This window comes from Variovorax robiniae, from assembly GCF_037889955.1.
Classification (GTDB): Bacteria; Pseudomonadota; Gammaproteobacteria; order Burkholderiales; family Burkholderiaceae_C; genus Variovorax; species Variovorax robiniae.
In genome coordinates this window covers 141,387-161,813 of the sequence record NZ_JBBKZS010000013.1, presented here as the reverse complement: position 1 = coordinate 161,813, position 20,427 = coordinate 141,387, and the positions used below count along the sequence as shown (strand labels likewise).

The following is a 20,427-nucleotide window of genomic DNA, read 5'->3' as shown; positions in this document are numbered from 1 at the left end:
AGGTCCCCTGCAGCGATGTGCGAATCCCCCTGATCGATTGTTTCAACCTCCAACGGAGCATTTCATGGAGCTTTCTGCATTGCTGAGTGGCCTGGGTAGTGCCTGGGTGGACGACGCGCTGGTGTGGGTGGTGGCCTTCCTGGCCGCGCTCGTCGGCGCGGTGGCCTTCGTCAATGCCGTCGACCTGTTCCTGGACTCCGACGCCGAAGCCAGCTGACTTTCTCTCCGCCTCGTGCCCCAAGGCACGCTGTTCCCAACACAAGGTTTTCCATGACTGCTCAAAACAAGGCCGCCAGCGGTCGTCGCCCCAAGGCCTCCTCAGCCGCCGCCGATCCGGCCAACGGCAAGCAGGAGCAATTGGCGCGCTACACCGCCGAGCCGGTGGCGCAGCTCACGACCAACCAGGGCTTGCAGATCCCCGACAACCACAACTCGCTGAAGGCGGGTGTGCGTGGCCCCACGCTGCTGGAAGACTTCATCCTGCGCGAGAAGATCACCCACTTCGACCATGAGCGCATCCCCGAGCGCGCGGTGCATGCACGCGGCTCCGCGGCGCATGGCTACTTCCAGGTCTACAAGTCGATGTCGCAGTTCACCTGCGCCGACTTCCTGCAGGACCCTCAGCAGAAGACGCCCGTTTTCGTGCGCTTCTCGACCGTGGCCGGCGGGGCAGGATCGGCCGACACGGTGCGCGACGTGCGCGGCTTTGCCGTCAAGTTCTACACGCGTGAAGGCAACTACGACCTGGTGGGCAACAACATCCCGGTGTTCTTCATCCAGGACGCGATGAAGTTCCCCGACTTGGTCCATTCGGTGAAGATGGAGCCGCACCACGGCATGCCGCAGGCCGCCAGCGCGCACGACACCTTCTGGGACTTCGCCTCGCTGATGCCCGAGACCACGCACATGCTGATGTGGGCCATGAGCGACCGCGCCATCCCGCGCAGCCTGCGCATGATGGAAGGCTTCGGCGTGCACACCTTCCGCTTCGTCAATGCGAGCGGCGAGTCGCACTTCGTCAAGTTCCATTGGAAGCCCAAGCTCGGCATCCACGGCCTGGCCTGGGACGAGGCGCAGAAGATCGCCGGCAAGGACGCCGACTTTCATCGCCGCGACCTGTGGGAATCCATCGAGAAGGGCGACTTCCCCGAATGGGAACTGGGCGTGCAGATGATTCCGCAGGACAAGGAGCATTCGCTCGGCTTCGACCTGCTCGACCCGACCAAGCTGATCCCCGAGGAGCTGGTGCCGGTGCAGAAGATCGGCAAGCTGGTGCTCAACCGCAACCCCGACAACTTCTTCGCCGAGACCGAGCAGGTCGCCTTCCATCCGGGCCACGTCGTGCCGGGCATCGACTTCACCAACGACCCGCTGCTGCAAGGCCGCCTGTTCTCGTACACCGACACGCAGATCTCGCGCCTGGGCGGCGCCAACTTCCACGAGTTGCCGATCAACAAGGGCGTGTGCCCCTTCCACAACTTCCAGCGCGACGGCATGCACCGCCAGACCATCGCGCGCGGCCAGGTTGCGTACGAACCCAACTCGCTGGCCAGCGGCCAGGAGTTCCGCGTCGACGGCGGCAGCAAGGGCTTCCAGTCCTTCCCCGAGGAGATCGACCCGCCCAAGGTGCGCCGCCGCAGCCCGTCCTTCGACGACCACTTCACGCAGGCGCGCCTGTTCTTCAACAGCCAGAGCGCGGCCGAGAAGGAACACATCATCGCGGCCTTCCGCTTCGAATTGTCCAAGCTGGAAGTCCCGTCGATCCGCCAGCGCATGGTCGACAACCTGGCCCACGTCGACGAGAAGCTCGCGCGCCGCGTGGCCGAGCCGCTGGGCATCGGCGCGCCCGATGCCAAGGCCGCGGCCGGCCGCGCCGGCTTCCGCGACTTCAGGATCAGCATGGCCGTTGAAGAGTCGCCCGCGCTCAGCATGGCCGGCACCGGCGACGGCTCGGTGCGCACGCGCAAGGTCGCGATCCTCGTGGCCGACGGCGTCGACTCCGCCTCGCTGAAGCCGATCCGCGAGGCCATCGAGCATGCCGGCGCGCAATGCAAGGTGGTCGGTCCGCGGCTGGGCAGCGTGACCAGCGCATCGAAGCGGCAGATCGATGTCGATGCGACCTTCATCAACAGCCCGTCGGTGATGTTCGATGCGGTGCTGGTGCCGGCCGGCAAGGAAGGCGCCGAGGCCATGGCGCGCAACGGTGACGCGGTGCACTTCGTGCTGGAGGCCTACAAGCATTGCAAGGCCATCTGCACCGTGGGCGAGGGGGTGGCGTTGCTGGCTTCGCTGGGCATCGGGCCTGGCACGGAGGCAGCGCCGGCGGGCGTGGTGGTGGCTGCGACGCCGGTCAACAACCTGGGCGACAACACGGCCGCGCAGGAAGTGGCGCAGGCCTTCGTTGCGGCGATTGCCAAGCATCGCCATTGGGACCGCGCGAACGTGGATGCCGTGCCTGCATAGCGGCAATTCGGGGGTATACCCTCGCAGTGCAAACACCCGTGATTTCCTCCCGATTGATTAAGCCGTATGCGGTATGGCTTATTGCGAATAGCGGTGCCATCGACCCCCTCCTAGACTTTCCCGACAAGGTCTGAGCGGGCGCGCACTTCTGCGACGCCGATAGCGCGTGAAGCAAGCGCGCGGCTGCAGATCTCGCGTGGGGGTCCAATGAATTGGTTCTCGAGACAAACGCGGCGTCGCACGCTGCATGAACAGCGCCGCCACGGGTGGCCCATGTCGATGGTGGTGGCCGCCGCATTGCTTGGCACGGTGACCTGGGCCACGGCACAAGGCACACGCGCCACGGCCACGCGCCCCGCCGCCGCCCCGCGCGACGCCGAGGCCATCGCGGCCCAGCAAGAGAAGGCCCGCCTGGCCGACACCGACACCATCCTTGCGCTCAGCAACGACGGCGCCGTGCTGTACGCGAACGACAACATCAAGCTGTCCGGCTACCAGTACTGCAGCCAGGCGGTGGCGCTGGCCGACAAGGGCGAGTTCCGCCAGAGCGTGCGTGCGGCCAGCAAGGCGTTGCATGTGGCGCAGGCCACCAACAACCCCGACCTGCAGGCCATGGCCAACCGCGACCTGGCCATCGTCTACAGCTACTCCGGCCAGCTCGACAAGGCCGAGGAGTTCGCGCGCCAGGCGCTGGTCTACGAGGCCAAGGATCCGAAGCTCGTGGTCGGCCCGGCCAACAAGGTGATCGGCGATGTGCTGACACGGCGCGGCAACTACGCCGGCGCCGTGGCCAGCTACGAGACCGCCTTGGCCAACAGCTCCGAGCGATATGCACCGCTGGTGCAATCGTCGCTGGTCAACGCGCTCATCGAATCCGGTGACGCGGTCCGCGCGCGGCAACTATTTGACCAGCTCACGCCGCCAGCGGACCCGCAGCTCGCAGCCCAGCTCGAGCGCACCCGCGCACGCCTGTTGCTGGCCGAGAAGAAGCCCGACGAAGCCGCGGCCCTGTACCGCCAGCTCACCACGCGTCCGGTCGGCACCGACTCCGGCTACTACCAGCTCTGGGCCTGGGACGGCGTGGCGCGTGCCGAGCTGGCGCGGGGCGACAAGGCGGCGGCCTCCGTCGCCGTGGGCAAGGCGCTCTCCAGCGTGGACGGCGTGCGCTCCAAGTTCCGCAGTGAAGAATTCAAGATGGGCCTGTTCTCCGACCTGCAGCAGGTCTTCGAGCGCGGCGTCAGCATCTACAGCGACGTGGGCAACACGCGCGCGGCCTTCGAGGTCAGCGAACGCAGCCGTTCGCGTGCGTTGCTGGACGCGGTGCGCGGCCGGGCAAGGGTCAGCGACGAGGCCACCGCCACGGCGGACCTGCCCACCTTGCAACGCGCACTCAAGGCCGATGAACGCGTCATCGAATTCCACTCGCTGCCCGACCGGCTGCAGGTGTGGGTGGTCGGCCCGAACGAGATCAAGTCCGTCAGCGTGGCCGTGACGCGCGACGACCTGAACGAACTGGTGGACGGCTTCCGCAACCAGGTGCTGCGCGCACGCCGCAACACGGTCGTCAATGCCGAGAAGCTGGGCACCGGCTTGCTCGCCCCGCTCAACCTGCCGCCGGGCGTGCGGCTGATCATCGTGCCGCACGGTCCGCTGCACTACCTGCCGTTCCAGGCGCTGCGACTCAACAACCAGTACCTGATCGAGACGCATCCGGTGTCGGTCGCGCCCTCGATGAGCATTGCCGTGCAGCTGGCGCAGACCACGCCGCGCGTCGATGCGCAACTGACCGCCTTCGGCAATCCGCGCATCGATGACCAGCACGAGTTGCCGGGCGCCGCTGCTGAGGTCAAGGAGATCGCCACGGTCTTCCCGCGCAACAACGTCTACATGGGCGCCGCCGCCACCAAGACCCAATTCCGCGAGGCGGCAGGCAAGTCGCCCCTGATCCACGTCGCCGCGCATGCGGAGGCCGACCAGATCGATCCGCTGTATTCGCGCATCCTGCTGGCCAACGAGGGCGGCAAGCAGAACTTCCTGGAGGCGCACGAGATCCTCGACCTGCCGCTGCAACGCAGCGCGCTGGTCACGCTGTCGGCCTGCGAATCGGGGCTGGGCCGCGTGGCCACGGGTGACGAAGTGCTCGGCTTCACGCGCTCCTTCCTCTCGGCGGGCACCTCCAGCCTGATCTCCTCGCTGTGGTCGGTGTCCGACGACGCGACCGAGGTGCTGATGACCACGCTCTATGCCGAGCTGGCCAAGGGCCGCGACATCCAGCGCGCGATGCAGGCCGGGCAGCTGGCGGTGCTGAAGAACCCCGCCATGTCGCATCCCTTCTTCTGGGCTCCTTTCAACCTCATCGGCAATTGGCGCCTGACTGTCGGAAGCTGAGCATGCAAGTCCAAGACAACAAGAAGATGACCCAGCCGCTCACTGTGCGCGCCAAACGCACGAAGCGCAGGCAGGTGGCGGTGGCGTCGAGCGTGGTCGTCGCGGGCGCGATGCTGTGGCTGCTGGCGGCGCAACGCGCGCATGCGGCGGACGAGCAGGCCGCACCCACCGCCCTGCTGCCTACGCAGAACCCTTGCGACAGTTGCAATCGCCAGGTCGCGCAGGCCGCACGACCCCCGGCCGGCGCGGCCATGCCGCAAGACCTGCCGCGCACACCCGCGCCGCCTCCGACCTTCCGCCTCAACGACATCCGCCTCAACGGCGCGCAGGCGCTGTCGGCCGATGAACTCAAGTCGGCCACCCAGCCCTACATCGGCCGCGACGTCGCCCTGGCCGACCTGGAGGCGCTGGCCAAGGCCATCACCGACCTGTACCGCGCACGCGGCTACTTCCTGGCGACCGCCGTGGTGCCGGTGCAGACGGTGCGCGATGGCGTGGTCGAGATCAGCGTCATCGAGGGCAAGCTGGGCAAGGTCGACGTGCTGGTGGCACCTGACGCGCCGATCAGCGAGGCGCGCGTGCGGGGCTTCCTGTCGGACCTGCAGCCCGGCCAGGCCGTCAACGCACAAAGCTACGAGCGCGCGATGCTGCTGCTGTCGGACCAGCCCGGCATGCGCGCCGCCTCCGGCCTGCAGGAAGGCCTGACACCCGGCACCAGCGACCTCACGGTGGAAGTCACGCCGGCCCGCCGCTGGGCCTTCCAGGCGGAGGCCGACAACCACGGCACCGAGGAATCGGGCCGCTACCGCGCGGGTGGCACCGTGCGCTGGCTCAGCCCCTTCGGCATTGGCGACAACCTCGATGCGCGCATCCTGCTGTCCAACAGCAACGAGCTGCAGTTCGGCCGGCTCTCCTACGAGGCGCCCCTGGGCACCAGCGGCTTGCGTGCCGGCATGGGCATCGCACGCGTGAACTACGAACTGGGCGGGCAGTTCGAGCCGCTGGATGCGCATGGCGTGGCCGACGTGTACGACATCTCGCTGAACTATCCGCTGATCCGCCAGCGCCAGCAGAACCTGTTCCTGCGGCTGTCGATGGACCGCAAGAACCTGACCGACGAGTACCGCGCGGTCGACGTCACCTCGCACAAGCGCGTGCAGGGCATCGGCCTGGGCTGGACCTGGGAGAAGCGCGACGAGATCTTCGGCGGCGGCTACACGGCCAGCTCCGGCAACGTCTATTTCGGCGACCTGAGCCTGCTCGATTCCACCAGCTTTCTCAACGACAAGCTGGAGGCCGGCCACAAGACCGAGGGCGACTTCACCAAGCTCACGGCCCAGATCTCGCGCTTGCAGGCGATCATCCCGCGGCATTCGTTCTACGTCTCGGTCGGCGGCCAGTGGGCCAGCAAGAACCTGGACTCTTCGGAGAAGCTGTCGCTGGGCGGCGCGCGTGCGGTGCGGGCCTATTCCTCGGGCGACCTGCTGGTCGACCAGGGCGTGATCGGCACGGTCGAATGGCGCTGGTCCTTCAACGACGAGATCACGCCCTTCCTCTTCTACGACGCGGCGCGCGGCAAGATCGTGAAGACGCCGACGATCTTCGACGGCGCCAACTGGCACAGCCTGCGCGGCGCCGGCTTCGGCGTCTCGTGGTCGCGGCCCGGCAACTTCTCCATCAACGCCACCATCGCCTGGCGCGACGGCACGCCGCCCAGCACCGACGGCGGCAGCCATGACCCGCGCTTCTACATTCAAGCGCAGAAGAGCTTCTAGGAACACCTGACATGAAGCCATTCCACAAGACTCCAGTGCTGCGGCCGCTCGCGATGTCGCTCGTCTGCATGGGATGCGGGTCGGCGCTGGCGCAGGTCCCGACGGGCTTTTCAACGACCTCGCCCAATCTCTCGATCGCCGGTGAAGGCTCCCCGTTGACCGTCATCACACAGGGCAAGCTCAACCAGCGCGACGTGGCGCAGTGGGCCACCTTCTCGATCGGCGTCGGCAATACGGTGCAGTTCAACCAGCCCGGACCGAAGAGCGTGATCCTCAACCGCGTGCTGGGCGGCGGCGAGTCCCAGATCATGGGTTCGCTGCGTTCCAACGGCACGATCTTCCTGGTCAACCCGAGCGGCGTGACCTTCGCGCAGGGCTCGACCGTCAACGTGGGCGGGCTGGTGGCCTCCACGCTGGCGATCAGCGACTCGGACTTCCTGGCGGGGCAGTACAAGTTCGGCGGCGTCGCCGACAGCACCGGCAAGGTGACCAACAACACCACCATCACGGGCGGCGCGCGGGGCACCGTGGCGCTGGTGGGCGGCGAGGTCAGCAACACCGGCACGATCAATGTGGCGCAAGGCTCCATCGCACTGCTGTCGGGGCGCTCCGCGCAGATCGGCATCGATGCGAATGGCGACGGGCTCACCACCTTCGTGGTCTCCGCGGACGCAGCAAAGGCGCTGGTCGAGAACAGCGGCACGCTGCAGGCCGATGGCGGACGGGTCAATCTGAAGGCGGGCGTCGACATCGCCGCGGTCGCGCAGACGGTGATCAACCAGACCGGCACCGTGCGCGCGCAGTCGATGACGCAGCGCAATGGTGAGATCGTGCTGGAAGGCGTCGGCGGCGTGGTCCAGGTCGGCGGGACGCTGGATGCCAGCGCGGCGGATGTGCAGAGCAGCGGCGGCAGCATCACGACCCGCGGCGCCACGGTCACCGTGGCCCACACGGTGAGCCTCGATGCCCACGGCGGTGCGAACGGCGCCAACGGCAGCTGGACCCTGGGTTCGGACACCGACCTGCGCGTGCGCTCGCCCGACGAAGCCACCGCCTTCGACCAGCTCAGCACGGTGAACACGAAGACGATCGGCGACACGCTCGGCAAGGGCACCGATGTGGTCCTCGAAAGCAAGGCAACCGCCGTCGGCGATTCGCCGGGCTTCGGCGTCCTCTTCGCGCAGAACGGCCAGGTGATCAAGGATGCCGGCGGCACGGCCACGCTCACGGTCAATTCGCAGCGCAACATCGAGATGGAGAACGGTTCGGTGATCGCGTCCAGCGCGGGCGCGCTGAACGTCGATTTCAATGCGAACTCCAAGGGCTCGCTGGAGCCGCCGCCCGTCACCACCGTGATGCCGCCCGGCGGCGCCATCCTGCTCGGGAGCGTCAACCTCGACAGTGATGCCCAGGGCAATGCCGTCGCCACCGGTGGCGCCACGATCCAGTCCAACGGCGGCAACATCCGCTTCTACGGGCAGTCGGACCCCGACAAGGGGCGTGCCGTCGGCGACCAGCGACTCGTCACCTTCACCGGCGGTGGCGAGCCGATCGTGCAGACGCAGAACACGTCGGGCATCGAATTGCGTCGCAGCACCGTGTCGACCTGCGGCAGTGGCCAGGCCGATTGCACGGGCGGCGGCAGCATCAGCATGCGCGGCGAGGGCTATTCGCTGCTCGACGCCTTCAACGTCGGCGAAGGACAGCTGACCTTCACCAACAGCGGCTCGGGCGTCTTCATCGCGGGAGGCACGGTGACCACCGGCTCCGGAGCGCTGACCATCGAAGGCCGAGGCGGCCTCGGCGCCACCGGCATCGACGCGTTCGCGGCCTACAACGTCACCTCCGACCTGGTGCCGACGCTGCGGTCGGCCACCGGCACGATCCACCTGGTCGGCGACTCGCGCAACTGGGTGGCCGGCATGACCGGTGAAACCGTCCTCGATTTCCTCGACGGCGGCACCGGCATTGCGCTGTCTTCGACGACCATCGCGACCGGTGGCAATGTCAAGCTCGAAGGCACTGCGAGCGACTTCAGTGCGGTGGCGAAGGACCAGGCTTTCCTCGCCAATGCCGCGGCCTCTGGCAACACCTTCGGGGCCGGAGGGGGCATCGACCTCTTCGACAGCACGATCTCCGCCGGCAAGGGCAAGGAACTCACCGTGCTGGGCAAGGTGCCGAGCCGTTCGTTCACCGTCGCCAACGACGAAGTCAACGGCCTCGTGATCCAGCCCTTCGGCAATCCGTTCGCGGTCGATATTTCCACCGGGAGCCTGACGGCGGAAGGCGGCAAATTGACCATCGACGGGCAGGATGCCAGCGTGCGGGTGCAAGTGGCCCGGGGGGAAGGAGACTTCACCACGGCGCGCGCGCCGGTCTTCGAGACTGCCAACACCGCCACGCTGATCAGCACCGCGAGCACGACCGGCCCCGGCGGCGACATCACCATCCAGGGTCGCAACATCTGGCTCCAGGGCGCCCAGGGCTTCGAGGGCGACCCGAACCGGAACGTGGTGATCGACAGCAGCGGCGCCGGCAAGGCCGGCAACATCAGCATTCACGCGATCGGCGCCGACGGCCCGGAAACCAGCGGCGTGCTGGCCATCGACACGACCGTGGGCATCGCGGCGAGTGCCAATTCAGCGGTGGGCAATGCCGGCAACATCTTCGCGAAGGGTGACAACACGATCCTGGCCTACGGCGCCTTCGAGGCGAGGGGCGGGGAATCCGGCGGCAACGGCGGGACCATCGAAACCTCGGGCGGGGCCTTCGATGTCCGGGGCATCAAGGTCGACGCGTCCGCGCCGAAGGGCACCACCGGCAACTGGTTGATCGACCCGTTCGACGTCACCATCGCCCCGGGCGTGGCCACCGCCACCCTGCCCGACGACGGCAACTTCACACCGATCGCCGCGTCGACCATCCAGGACACCGACGTCAGCAACGTCCTCAACGGCGGCACCGACGTGACGATCAACACCGGCGTCCTCGGCGTCGGCCCCGCGGGCGGGGGCAACATCTTCCTGAATGGCGCGCAGATCCTCTACACCGGTGCCGGCGCGCGCACATTCACGCTCAATGCCAATCGCAGCATCCAGTTGAACGGCGGTTCGGTCATCGCCTCCGCCGACACGGGCGGACCGCTCAACGTGGTGCTCAATGCCGATGCCAACAACCAGGCCGCGACCGCCGGTACCGGCGGATCGGTCAGCCTGTTCAACAACAGCGCGATCTACAGCAACGGCGGCAACGTCACGATGAAGGGCGTGCAGGGCGAGCAGGACTTCAGCGGCTGCGTCATCTGCATTGCCGGTTCGACCATCGACACGCGCGCGGGCAACTTGTCGATCACCAATCCGGCATCGGGCTTCGTGACCTACACGGGCGGCAAGGATGCCAACCCGGGCGGCAACGTGTCGCTGGTCGGGCGCGACACCCGGGCTTCCGACGGCTTCACGCAAACCTCGGGAGCGGTGCTCATCAACGCCTCCGTCATCAGCTCCTCGACCGGCAACGTGGACGTGCTCGGCACCAGCACCCTCGGCAGCGGCATCGTGGTCACCACCAACCAGGCGCCCACCGGCGTCTTCACGACAAGCGGCGGCATCACGCTCACCGGCGTGGGCAGCTTCGCCGCGAACACCTTCTCCACGCCTGGCCATGGCGTGCAGATCAACGCCGCCGAGTTCTCCGGCGCCACGGCGACCCTGCAAAGCGTGGGCGGCAACATCACGGTGAACGGCCTGCGGCAGGCCGGCGGGGAGGGCACCCCGCCGGACAACGGCGTGCTGCTGGGCAGCCGTTCGGCGGTGGCCACCGACACCGGCAATATCACCATCACCGGTGAGACCACGGGTGCCGGTGCGGGCGTGCTGATCGCAGGGGCGACGGCGCCCCTGCCCGAACAGGAGATCCCGGGCGCACCCGGAGCGCTCGTGACCGGCAACAACGTCGTGGTGCTGCGCGCCGCGAACAATGGCACCACCGACGCCTTGTCGGTGGGCGCACACGACGAGGGGGCGACCGTCATTGCGGGCACCGTATTGAACCTGCGCCCGGGCGGCGTCAACGTCGCGGGCACGCCGGATGCGCTGGTGGCCACGCCGGTCGATCGCACGGCCAATCCGATCGCCATCGGTGGCGCGGCGGCCAACGGTTTCGCGATCTCGGCCGACACGCTCGCCAACATGTCGTGGCAGACCCTCGTGGTCGGCAGCAATGCGCATGCGGCCAACATCGATGTGGTCGGCCCGCTGAACATCGCCAACCTCACGTTGCAGAACGGCGGCGGCGGGAACATCACGCTGAACGCGCCGGTGTCGGGCACGCAGATCGGCCTCATCAGCGGCGGCAACATCACGCAGGCCGCGGGCGCGCCGATCACGGCGGGCAAGCTGCTGGCGCTCTCGACCGGCGGCGACGTTGTGCTCGACAACCCGGCCAACAACGTCAGCACCGACACGGTCGGTGGCGGCGCGGCCGGCAGGTTCACCTACGTGGATGCCGACAGCGTAGCCATCGGCTCGGTCACGGTCACCGGATTCGATGCGGCCGGCAACCTGCCGCAGCCCGTGACGACGACATCGATGGCGGCCAACCAGGTGCTGGTGCGCACCTTGACCGGCGACCTGGTGCTGGCCGGCAACGTGAGCAGCACCACCTCGGCCGACCTGGTCGCGGCGGGCACCTTCCAGAACCCGGGCAACTTCACCCTCAGCGGCGCGCCGTGGCGCGTGTGGGCCAACACGTGGGTCGGCGAGACGCGCGGCGGCCTGGTCGGCTCGGGGCCGCTGCCCAACTACTACAGCTGCGCCTACCTCGGCCTCTGCGCGGTGACGGTGTCGACCACCGACAACCACTTCATCTATGCGCAGCAACCGACGGCCGCGGTCGTCATCAACGATGCGACCCGCCAGGCCGGGACCGACAACCCGCCCTTCGTCTTCAGCGTGACCGGGTTGATCCTTGGCGATTCGAATGCCTCGTTCAACGGCACCCTCAGGTCCCTGGCCGACCGCAACAGCCCGCCGGGCCTCTACACGATCGACGGCGTGAACTTCGTATCGCCCGCGGGCTATGCCTTCACGGTCACGCCCGGGCGCCTGACGGTGACGGAGGCGCCAATCGTCGAGCCACGCCGGCCGGACGGCCCGGTGGTGCCGCCACCCCGGCGCACGGACTTCTCCGGCCTGCCCAAGCCGGACGTGCTGCGCGAGGAACCCACTACTTACGTCTACGACCGCAACCTCGGCCAGGCGCCGATCTGCCTGGCCACGGGCGCACTCGACGGCGACCGCGCCGACCAGGGCGGCGACGTGCTGGCGCGCGAATGGTCGCGCGTGCGCTCACGGCCGAACCTGCTGAACTGCGTCAACACGGATCGGCGCAATGGGTGTGCGGACTTTTAGACAGGAGATGCCTCGGACCGCGGCGCAAGTTCAGCGCTGGATGCCCGCGCGCACCTCGAGCGCCCGTTGCAGATCACCCGTGTAGGTACGCAACCCCTGGTGCTCCAGCCGCGACCGAGTGTCAGCGAACACACGCCCGCCGATGGCTTGCCAGCGCCGGCAGAACGCGTAGTCCTCCGTTAGGTAGCGCCCATTGCCCGGTTCGGCCATCACGTCGAAGAAGCGATAGTGCGGCCAGTCGACGGCACGCGGGTCGAGGGCCGCGTCGGGCGTGTAGCGCAGCTCGGGCAGGGCCTCGGCCAGCCGCGTGAACACCGAGCGCTCGATCAGCATGAAGCCGGTGGGCGCATCCAGCACTTCGACGAAGCCATCCGCATCGACCGTGCGCGCCTCTGGCAGGGCGTTGAACGGGAACTGCGCATGCCGCGCCTCGAAGTCGGCGCGCGTGCTGCCCGCCGGCATCGGTGAGTGCAGGCCTTCGGCGGGCCAGCCATCGGTCTTGCGCGGATAGATGCCGGCCACCACCTCGCGCCCGGCGAGCAGCAGGCGCAACGCGGCCTCGGGCTCGAAGCCGATGTCGGCATCGATCCAGAACAGGTGCGTCCAGCGCGTGTCCGCCATGAATTCCGCCACCAGCCGGTTGCGCGCTCGCGTGACCAGGCTGTCGCCATCCAGAAAGCGCGTCTGCATCGAGAAGCCATGCGTCCACGCGAGGTTGACCAACCCGAGCAGGCTGCGCACGTGGATCGTACTGAGCATGCCGCCGTAGCTCGGCGTGGCGACGAAAGGGCGGATGTCTTGAAGCGCCTTGGGGTCGAGCATGCTCAGGCCGACACCGCCACCCGCCGCGTCGACAGCAAGGCCCGCAGCTTCGCCGGCGCCACCGGCTTGGTCAGCAGCAGCACGCCTTCCTGGCGCAGCCGTTGCAGCACGTCCGGCCCGGTCGCGCCGGAGATCAGCACAGCCAGCGCGTCCGGCTGCAGGTTGCGGGCGCTGCGGATCACGCTCAGGCCGTCGTCGTCGCCGGCCAGTTGCAGGTCGCACAGGATGGCGTCGAAGGGCTTGCCGGGCTTGGCCAGCAGGGCCTGCGCCTCGGCGGCCGTGGCCACGCAGTCGACGCTGCAGCCCCATTGCGACAGCAGCGTGCGGCTGCCATCGAGGATGACCGGGTCGTCGTCCAGCACCAGGCAGTGCAGGCCGGCGAGTTGCGTCGGCGGCTTGGCCTCGGGCAGGCGCACCGGTGTGGGCGCGCCCTCGGCACGCGGCAGCTTGAGCGAGAAGGTGCTGCCCGCCTGCAAGGCGGAGCGCAGCGAGATGCGGGTGCCGAGCAGCGCCGCGATACGCGCGCAGATCGCCAGCCCCAGGCCGAAGCCCTGGCGCCGGTCGCGCTCGGTGTTGGCCACCTGGTAGAACTCCTCGAAGATGCGCGCCTGGTGGATCGGCGCGATGCCCACGCCGTTGTCGCGCACCTCGATGCCCACGCCATCGCCGCGGCGTCGCGCGACCACCATCACGGTGCGGTCGGGCGCATGCCGGATCGCGTTCGACACCAGGTTGCCCAGCACGCGTTGCAGCAGGCCCGGATCGCTTCGAACGGACATGCCGCGCGGCTTCCAGATCAGCTTCACTCGCGCCTCGGCCGCCTGCGCGGCATGCTGTGCGGCGAGTTGGTCGAACAGCGAAGCCAGCGGCACGGTGGTCATGCTCGGGGTCAGCACCTGCGCATCGAGCCGCGAGATCTCCAGCAGGTCGTCCAGCAGCACGCCCATGAAGCCGGTGCTTTCCTGGAGCCGTTGCACCGCCGGTCGTTGCGCGGCGCTGGCGGTGGCCACAAGGCCGTCGATGAACAGGCCCATCGCATGCAGCGGCTGGCGCAGGTCGTGGCTGGCCGCCGCGAGGAAGCGGGCGCGCGACAGCGCGGCCTGCTCCGCTTCGGCCATGCGTTCCAGCGCCACCGAGGTGGCCTCGCGCACGCGTTCCTCGCTGATCTGCTGGTTGCGCTGCAGGCGCTCGGCCAGGCGGTTGATGTCATGTGCCAGCCAGGCCAGTTCATGCCCGCGCTTGGGCGACTCCTTGCTGCCGACGACTTCGCAGCGCGCATCGAACTGCCCGGCCTCGAGTTGCGCCACGGTGCGCGAGATGCGGCGCAAGGGGCGTGTCACGGTGCGCGCCATGTGCCGCACCGCGGCCCAGGCCACCAGCAGGGTCAGCAGGGCGATGCCGATGCCGGTCATCAGCGAGAGGGTACGTTGCCGGGTGTAGGTGGTGGTGTCGCGGAAGGCCTGCACCAGCCCGATCGGCGCTTCGCCGGCGGTGCTCGCGCCCTCGGGCGAGAAGGCCGTGGCCCGCGATGCCTCGCGCAGGGTGACCGGCGCGGTGTACACGCGCAGCTGGTCCACCGGCGCCGTGTTGCGCCCGGCGTTGACGTAGACACCGGCGCTGTTGCTGATCTCGATGCGCGTGACCTGCCCGCCGCGCAAGGCGGCGTTGGCCACGTTCTGCAGCGCCGGCACGTCGCCCGCGTAGAGACTCAGGTCCGACATCGCGGCCACCTGCAGCGCCACGGCCTGGCCTTCGGCATTGAAGGCCGCGTCCAGCGCGCTGAGCCGGCTTTGCGTGAACCAGGTGGTGAGCGCCAGTGCCGCGACGGCGCAGGGCACCAGGCCCAGGCGCAACAGGTCGTGCTGCAGGTTGCCGCTCACCACCAGCGGCGCGCGCTGCGGCTGCAGCGCGGCGGATTCGGTGTGGCTCGCGGTGCTGCGCGTGACCCGGCCGGGGCTGCGGGCCTTCATCTCACCGCCGCGACGCGTTCGGTCAGCTCGCGCTCGTCCGGCAGGCGCAGGCCCAGGGCCCGGGCGACCGTGGCGTTGACCCGCACCGTCGCTGGCGTGGCCGACTCGACCAGCGGGGCGCCGGCGCCGCCGCCCGCCATCACCTTGCGGCCCAGGATGCGCGCCTGCCGCGCGAGCAGGGTGGGCGTGGACACCGTTGCCGCCAGGCCGCCGGAGCGCACCAGCCCATCGCTCGCGCCGAACACCGGCACGCCGGCGGTGGCGGCAGCGCGCAGCACGGCCAGCGTGGCGGCCTGGTCGTCGCCGATCAAGTCGGGCAGTACCAGCAGCGCATCGCTCCTGGGCAGCACCACCTTGAGCGCGCGGGCCAGCGAGCGCGGATCGGCCGCGTATTCCACCTGCAGGTCCCAGCCGGAGGTGGCACGCCGCACGTCCTGCAGCAGCGGTTCCGACTCGTCGGTGACGACGATGCCGAGCCGGCGCTTGCGCGGCAACGCCGCATCCACCAGCGCGACCGCGTCGGCCATGGCCGGGTCGCGCAGCAGCACGCCGACGCGACGGTCGACCCGGCGCAGCGCGGGGTTGGCCTTGAGGCTTTCATAGTCCAGCCGGCTCAGCATCGCGAGTACCAGCGGGTCGGTGCCGGGCCGCTCCAGCGCGGCCTTGGCAGCATCGAGGCCGACCGCGATGGTGATCGAAGGCGGCACGGCGCCCGTGCCAGTGTTGTTGGCCCGCGCACTGCGCGTTCTTACGCCGCCGCCGACACGGTCGTCCTCGACAGCCGCCATGTCGGCGTTCGCCGTGGCGATGCCCTGCGGGCCCACGCGCACCAGCGCGAAGCCGCCGCTCGGGTCTTGTGAGTCCTTCAACTGCCGCACGAACTCCGCATGCGCCGGCAGGTCATCGGCTTGCAGCACCGTGATCCCGAAAGCCCGCGCCGGCATCGCCAACAGCAGCGCCAGGCATAGCGTGAGCCATACCTTGCAACCAGCGGCGACAAAGGGTGTGGGGGACATGGACTGCAATGCAGTGATCGTTGAACCCAATGTAAGGAGCGCACGCCGGTTGCGCGATAAGGCAGACGAGTTATGTCTGCAAGCCCCTGCTTGGGGATGCTGCGGAGGCACCGCAACGGATCGGCCGAATGATCTATGCCGAATGGCATGGGCGCGTGGAAACCCGCGTGCTTCAATGCCCTGCGCCGCTGGCCAGCGCCGCAAGCTGCGCCGCAATGGCCTGCCGCAGCACGCGTGGCGACACCGGCTTGTACAGCACCGCAACGCCCGCGCTGGCCACTTCGCGCAGGCGGTCCGGCTTGGTCTCGCCGGTCACCAGCAGTCGGGCCGTGGCCGCGCCGATGCCGCGCGGATGGCGTTCCAGCGCCGCCAGCACGTCGAGCCCGTTGTCGCCCTCGCGCAGCAGCAGGTCGCTCACCACCGCGTCAGGCGGTCGGTCCCACTGGTCGGCCAGGGCCAGCGCCTCCTCGCGGCTTTGCGCGGCCATCACGTCGGCGCCCCAGTTCGTCAGCACCACCTGCAGGCCTTCCAGGATGGTGCGCTCGTCGTCGATCACCAGCACTCGCACGCCGACCAGGCTGGCCTCGCCCTCGGGGCTGCCGGTGCTGCCGGCCTGCAACACCGGCGCCGCCTCGGCGGGAAGCGCGGCGCGGACCATCACGCGCACCACGGTGCCGCGCTTGGGCACCGAGCTGAGCTCGACCCGTGTGTTCAGCAGGCTGGCCAGTCGCTGCACCGTGGACAGGCCCAGGCCCATGCCGCGTGCGCCCGTGCTGCGCGCCGGGCCGATCTGGAAGAACTCCTCGAACACCCGCTTCTGGTGCTGCTGCGCGATGCCGATGCCGGTGTCGCACACGTCGATCCGCACCCCCTTGCCGCGGCGACGCGCCCCGATCAGCACGCCGCCCTCGTGGGTGTGGCGCAGCGAGTTGGAGACCAGGTTGTTCAGGATGCGCGACAGCATCACGTAGTCGCAGCGCACCCACAGGTCGGTCTTGCGCACCACCAGGCGCAGGTTCTGCTGCTCGGCCACCGCGCGGAAGTTGCGGCTGATCTCGTCGAACAGGCGGTCCAGCGGAAAGTCGATCCATTGCGGCTGCAGCACGCCGGCATCGAGTTGCGACAGGTTCAGCAGTTCGGAGAACAGCCGGTCCAGCGAATCGACGCACTCGCGGATGTGCTCGATGCGCTGCAGCTTCAGCGGGTCGGTCTCTCCGTTGGAGAGGCCGTCGGAGAACAGGGTCAGCGCATGCAGCGGCTGGCGCAGGTCGTGGCTGGCGGCGGCCAGCAGCCGGGTCTTGGCCTGGCTCGCGACCTCGAGCTGCTGGTTCTTGCTTTCCAGCTCGGCCGTGGCCTGGGCGATGCGGCTTTGCAGCAGGCGCTGGCTTTCGCCGAGGGCACGTGCGGCCTGGTTGAAGCCGTGCTGCAGTCGCCGCACCTCGGTGGTGCCGGTGATCTGCACGCTGGCCTCCTTGCCGGCGCCCAGGCGGTCCACCGCCTCGCCCAGTTCGCGGATCGGCGCGCTGATGCGCCGCGCCGCCCACCAGGCCGCCAGCCCCACGCCGATCAGGCTGGCCGCCAGCACCCCGGCCACGTTGAGCCAGACGTTGTTCCTGGCCTTCTGGACGGCTTCGAGGCTGATCTCCACCATCACCTTGCCGATGGGGCCGCCCTCGTCGCTGACGACCGCGGCCACCACCTGCAGTCCTTCCGCCTTGGCGGACTGGGGGCTCTCCGCGTCAGCCACGATCTCGCCATCGCTGGTCCAGATCTGCACGCGCTGCACCTGCGGCTGCGCGCTGCCGGACTGCGCGGCACGCAGCAGGGCACGCCGGTCCATGCGCGCCAGCGGGGTCTGCGCCATGGCCGCGACTTGCAGCGCCACCGTCTGGCCGTTGGCCTGCATCAGGTGCGTGACACTGCCCAGGTGCTGCCGGGTCAGCACCGCGATGGCGCCCAGCGTGGCCACGATGGCCGGCAGCAGGGCGAGCAGCACCAGCTGCTGCGCCAGCGAGAACTGGGTGAGCGTGCGCAGCGCACGGGCAGGAAGTGCCGGCGAGGGAGAGGGGGCCGCGGCGTCAGGTGTCACAGGGTTGAGGTGTCAGGTAGTCAAAAACGTCACAAGTTAGTATTTAATTGTGGTCCCCGTGCTTCCTTTTTGGCTACCGGACCCGACCCGAACATCGATGCAGCTTTCCATTGTTCGCCCCACTGGCCTGGCTGTTACGCATCGCCGAGTGGATTGGATGCGTCTTGTCATCGTCCATGCCATGGCGCTCTGCCTCGCATTGTTCATGGCGGCGCAGCCTGCGTCGGCACAACCCCCCAGCGGGGCGCCGGTGCGGTTCGGCATTCTGCCCCTCGGCGGGGCTTTCGAGTCGCGCAATGACTGGGAGCCCTTGCTGGCCGACATGAGCCGCGTGCTGGGGCGGCCAGTGGCGGTGCTCTCGGTCAGCTCGTACGAGGCGCTGGAGCGCGCGATCGAGCGCGACGAGGTCGACATGGCTTTCCTGTCCGGCAAGATGGCGCTGGACACCGTGAGCCAGCGTCGCATGACGGTCGTCGCGCAGGTCACGCGCCACGATGGCCTGCCGGGCTACCGCGCCACGCTGCTGACGCGCAAGGTCGGTCCACCCACCACGTTGAAGGAAATCCTCGACGACCCCGGGCGCTGGCGCCTGGCGCGCGGGGAGAGCCGGTCGGTGTCGGGCTTCATCGTGCCGCAGTTGCAGTTGTTCCTGCCCAACCAGATCGCGATGGAGACGCGCTTTCGCAGTGAAGTGGTGGGCACGCACCAGGCCACGGCGCTGGCGGTTGCCAATGGCGAAGCCGATGTCGCGACCAACAACACCGCCGACTTCGAGCGCTTCACCCAGCAATTCCCGGCCGAGGCGCAGCGGCTGCAAGTCGTGTGGCAGTCTGACCTGATCCCGCATGCGCAGATCGTGGTGCGGCGCGCGTATCCGCAGGAGTTCCAGCGCAAGGTCCAGGCCTTTCTCGTCGCCTACGGCAGGGGCAAGGGGCAGGTCGGCGACAGCGAGCGGGTCACGCTGAAGTCATTGCACGACCTGGCGGGATTCGTGGCGGCCGACAACGCGTCGCTGCTGCCCGCGGCCAGGCTGGCCTATCAACTGGCCAGGCAGAACGCGCTGACGGGGCAGTGGGTGAACGAGGCGGCCCGGCAGGCGCGGCTGCAGCGCATCGAGAGCGGGTATGCGGAGCAGGTGGGGGTTTTGAGGGATGCGGCGCCTTGAATTGCTGAAGGGCGTGGCTTGTTGGCCTGAATTCCCAGCCTTGCGCGAATCGGGCCAGATCACCACCTCCTGAGGCACGCCGGGCACGCGGTGCGGCGTGGCCGACCCTACTGCACCGGCCCCTCCGGGGCTTCCCTGCGCTGCTCACGTTTCGCGGGGTCTTGCAGAACTCGCCTTCGGCTCAGACAGCTGCAAGCCCTTGTCCGCGAAACGCTGCGCTGCTTGGCGGCGCACAAGGGTCGACCCCACCGCACCGCATGCCGGGCTTGGGGGTGATCGGTGTGCTCGTCCCTTGCCATGCGTGGTTCCAACACAGGATCCCAATGGCCGTCCTGTTACAGTTTGGTAACAAACTCAATAACTCGTCTTGGCATGCCACGCCGCAGAAAATCCAGCCCCGCCGAAGACTTCATCGACCTCGTCTCGCGCCTGCCGTGGTACGTGGGCCTGATCCTCGCACTGGTCAGCTATTTGCTCTTGCACAAGGCTGCAACGACTCACACGCTCACAGCGGTGAAGCCCGGCGAACTGGCGGGCGCAATGGTTGCATCCATCTGGCCCGCCGTTGCGGGCATTTTTCAGTACCTGGTCCCCGCCCTGTGCGTGATTGCCGCCGTTGTATCCGCCTGGCGCCGGCATGCCCGCCGCACGCTCGTCGAAAACGTCACCCGGTCCGAGGCAGCGGACAGCCTGGACGACATGACCTGGCGCGAGTTCGAGATGCTGGTCGGGGAGGGCTTCCGCTTGCAGGGCTACCGCGTGCTGGAGAACGACGGCCCCGGTCCTGACGGCGGCATCGATCTGACGCTGCGCATGGACGGCGAGAAGTACCTCGTGCAATGCAAGCAATGGCGCGCTTTCAAGGTGTCCGTGCCTGTCATTCGCGACCTCTATGGGGTGATGGCCGCGAGCGGTGCTGCTGGTGGATTCGTCGTGACCTCCGGGAGGTTCACGGTCGACGCGCAGGAGTTCGCCATGGGGCGCAATATCGAGTTGATCGATGGACCGCGACTGCAGCAGATGCTGCGTCAGGCCAAGGCGTCCAGGCCGTCTGCGTCGGCTGTGCCGACTCCCCAAGTCAAGCCAAGGCCGCAAGCTACTCCGACACCTGCCGCCCCGGCTCAGGCCGTCGCGGCGCAAGCTGCCGCGAAGGAAGCGCCGGCCTGCCCGAAGTGCCGCCAGCCAATGTTGCGCCGGACGGCGAAGAAGGGTGCCAACGCAGGCAAGGACTTCTGGGGGTGTTCGGAATACCCGCGTTGCCGGGGCACCGCATAGGACAAGGCTGCGGCGTTGGCGGGCGGCGACGCCGAGCGCTTGACCCGCTCCGCGAG

The 20,427-nt window shown here is 68.6% G+C and carries 11 protein-coding genes; 7 read left to right on the top strand and 4 right to left on the bottom strand.

Features of this window, described 5'->3' with window-relative positions:
* Nucleotides 1-64 precede the first annotated feature (64 nt).
* From WKW79_RS25510 to WKW79_RS25490, 5 genes are all read left to right on the top strand, one after another.
* Nucleotides 65-217 (top strand): hypothetical protein, encoded by a 153-nt coding sequence (locus WKW79_RS25510; RefSeq protein WP_340338018.1) that lies wholly within the window; start codon nucleotides 65-67, stop codon nucleotides 215-217.
* Nucleotides 218-270: 53 nt separating this feature from the next.
* Entirely contained in the window at nucleotides 271-2,463 is a 2,193-nt protein-coding gene (gene katE / locus WKW79_RS25505) for a catalase HPII (RefSeq protein WP_422823964.1), read from the top strand.
* A gap of 273 nt (nucleotides 2,464-2,736) precedes the next feature.
* Nucleotides 2,737-4,851, top strand: coding sequence for a CHAT domain-containing protein (locus tag WKW79_RS25500; RefSeq protein WP_340338017.1), 2,115 nt, complete (start codon nucleotides 2,737-2,739; stop codon nucleotides 4,849-4,851).
* A 2-nt stretch (nucleotides 4,852-4,853) separates the two neighbouring features.
* Nucleotides 4,854-6,626, top strand: coding sequence for a ShlB/FhaC/HecB family hemolysin secretion/activation protein (locus WKW79_RS25495; RefSeq protein ID WP_340338016.1), 1,773 nt, complete (start codon nucleotides 4,854-4,856; stop codon nucleotides 6,624-6,626).
* Nucleotides 6,627-6,637: 11 nt separating this feature from the next.
* The gene (locus WKW79_RS25490) at nucleotides 6,638-12,034 is read left to right on the top strand and encodes a two-partner secretion domain-containing protein (protein WP_340338015.1); all 5,397 of its coding nucleotides are present in this window, start codon (nucleotides 6,638-6,640) and stop codon (nucleotides 12,032-12,034) included.
* A 30-nt stretch (nucleotides 12,035-12,064) separates the two neighbouring features.
* Here the strand turns inward: WKW79_RS25490 and WKW79_RS25485 are convergent, their stop codons facing one another.
* The 4 genes from WKW79_RS25485 to WKW79_RS25470 form a co-directional block, all read right to left on the bottom strand.
* Nucleotides 12,065-12,856, bottom strand: coding sequence for a hypothetical protein (locus WKW79_RS25485; protein ID WP_340338014.1), 792 nt, complete (start codon nucleotides 12,854-12,856; stop codon nucleotides 12,065-12,067).
* 2 nt (nucleotides 12,857-12,858) lie between these two features.
* Nucleotides 12,859-14,826, bottom strand: a complete 1,968-nt coding sequence (locus tag WKW79_RS25480) for an ATP-binding response regulator (protein ID WP_340338013.1) — start codon at nucleotides 14,824-14,826, stop codon at nucleotides 12,859-12,861.
* Nucleotides 14,823-15,842, bottom strand: a complete 1,020-nt coding sequence (locus tag WKW79_RS25475; RefSeq protein ID WP_340338012.1) for an ABC transporter substrate-binding protein — start codon at nucleotides 15,840-15,842, stop codon at nucleotides 14,823-14,825. Before WKW79_RS25475 ends, WKW79_RS25480 begins: the two co-directional genes overlap by 4 nt.
* A 172-nt stretch (nucleotides 15,843-16,014) precedes the next feature.
* Nucleotides 16,015-17,931, bottom strand: coding sequence for an ATP-binding response regulator (locus WKW79_RS25470; protein WP_340338011.1), 1,917 nt, complete (start codon nucleotides 17,929-17,931; stop codon nucleotides 16,015-16,017).
* A gap of 157 nt (nucleotides 17,932-18,088) precedes the next feature.
* On the opposite strand from WKW79_RS25470, the gene phnD reads away from it, so the two are divergent.
* Together phnD and WKW79_RS25460 are read left to right on the top strand one after the other, a co-directional pair.
* Nucleotides 18,089-19,096, top strand: coding sequence for a phosphate/phosphite/phosphonate ABC transporter substrate-binding protein (gene phnD / locus WKW79_RS25465; RefSeq protein ID WP_340338010.1), 1,008 nt, complete (start codon nucleotides 18,089-18,091; stop codon nucleotides 19,094-19,096).
* Between the two features lie 372 nt (nucleotides 19,097-19,468).
* Nucleotides 19,469-20,371 carry a restriction endonuclease gene (locus WKW79_RS25460; protein ID WP_422823965.1) on the top strand — a complete coding sequence of 301 codons (903 nt, stop codon included), beginning with the start codon at nucleotides 19,469-19,471 and terminating at the stop codon, nucleotides 20,369-20,371.
* Nucleotides 20,372-20,427: the final 56 nt, after the last annotated feature.

What these genes read in the sequence shown, in the direction of transcription:
- WKW79_RS25475 (WP_340338012.1), bottom strand. Translation starts at nt 15,842, where the DNA reads ATGTCCCCCACACCCTTTGTCGCCGCTGGTTGCAAGGTATGGCTCACG.
- WKW79_RS25490 (WP_340338015.1), top strand. Translation starts at nt 6,638, where the DNA reads ATGAAGCCATTCCACAAGACTCCAGTGCTGCGGCCGCTCGCGATGTCG.
- WKW79_RS25480 (WP_340338013.1), bottom strand. Translation starts at nt 14,826, where the DNA reads ATGAAGGCCCGCAGCCCCGGCCGGGTCACGCGCAGCACCGCGAGCCAC.
- WKW79_RS25460 (WP_422823965.1), top strand. Translation starts at nt 19,469, where the DNA reads ATGCCACGCCGCAGAAAATCCAGCCCCGCCGAAGACTTCATCGACCTC.
- katE (WP_422823964.1), top strand. Translation starts at nt 271, where the DNA reads ATGACTGCTCAAAACAAGGCCGCCAGCGGTCGTCGCCCCAAGGCCTCC.
- WKW79_RS25495 (WP_340338016.1), top strand. Translation starts at nt 4,854, where the DNA reads ATGCAAGTCCAAGACAACAAGAAGATGACCCAGCCGCTCACTGTGCGC.
- phnD (WP_340338010.1), top strand. Translation starts at nt 18,089, where the DNA reads ATGCGTCTTGTCATCGTCCATGCCATGGCGCTCTGCCTCGCATTGTTC.
- WKW79_RS25510 (WP_340338018.1), top strand. Translation starts at nt 65, where the DNA reads ATGGAGCTTTCTGCATTGCTGAGTGGCCTGGGTAGTGCCTGGGTGGAC.
- WKW79_RS25485 (WP_340338014.1), bottom strand. Translation starts at nt 12,856, where the DNA reads ATGCTCGACCCCAAGGCGCTTCAAGACATCCGCCCTTTCGTCGCCACG.
- WKW79_RS25500 (WP_340338017.1), top strand. Translation starts at nt 2,737, where the DNA reads ATGTCGATGGTGGTGGCCGCCGCATTGCTTGGCACGGTGACCTGGGCC.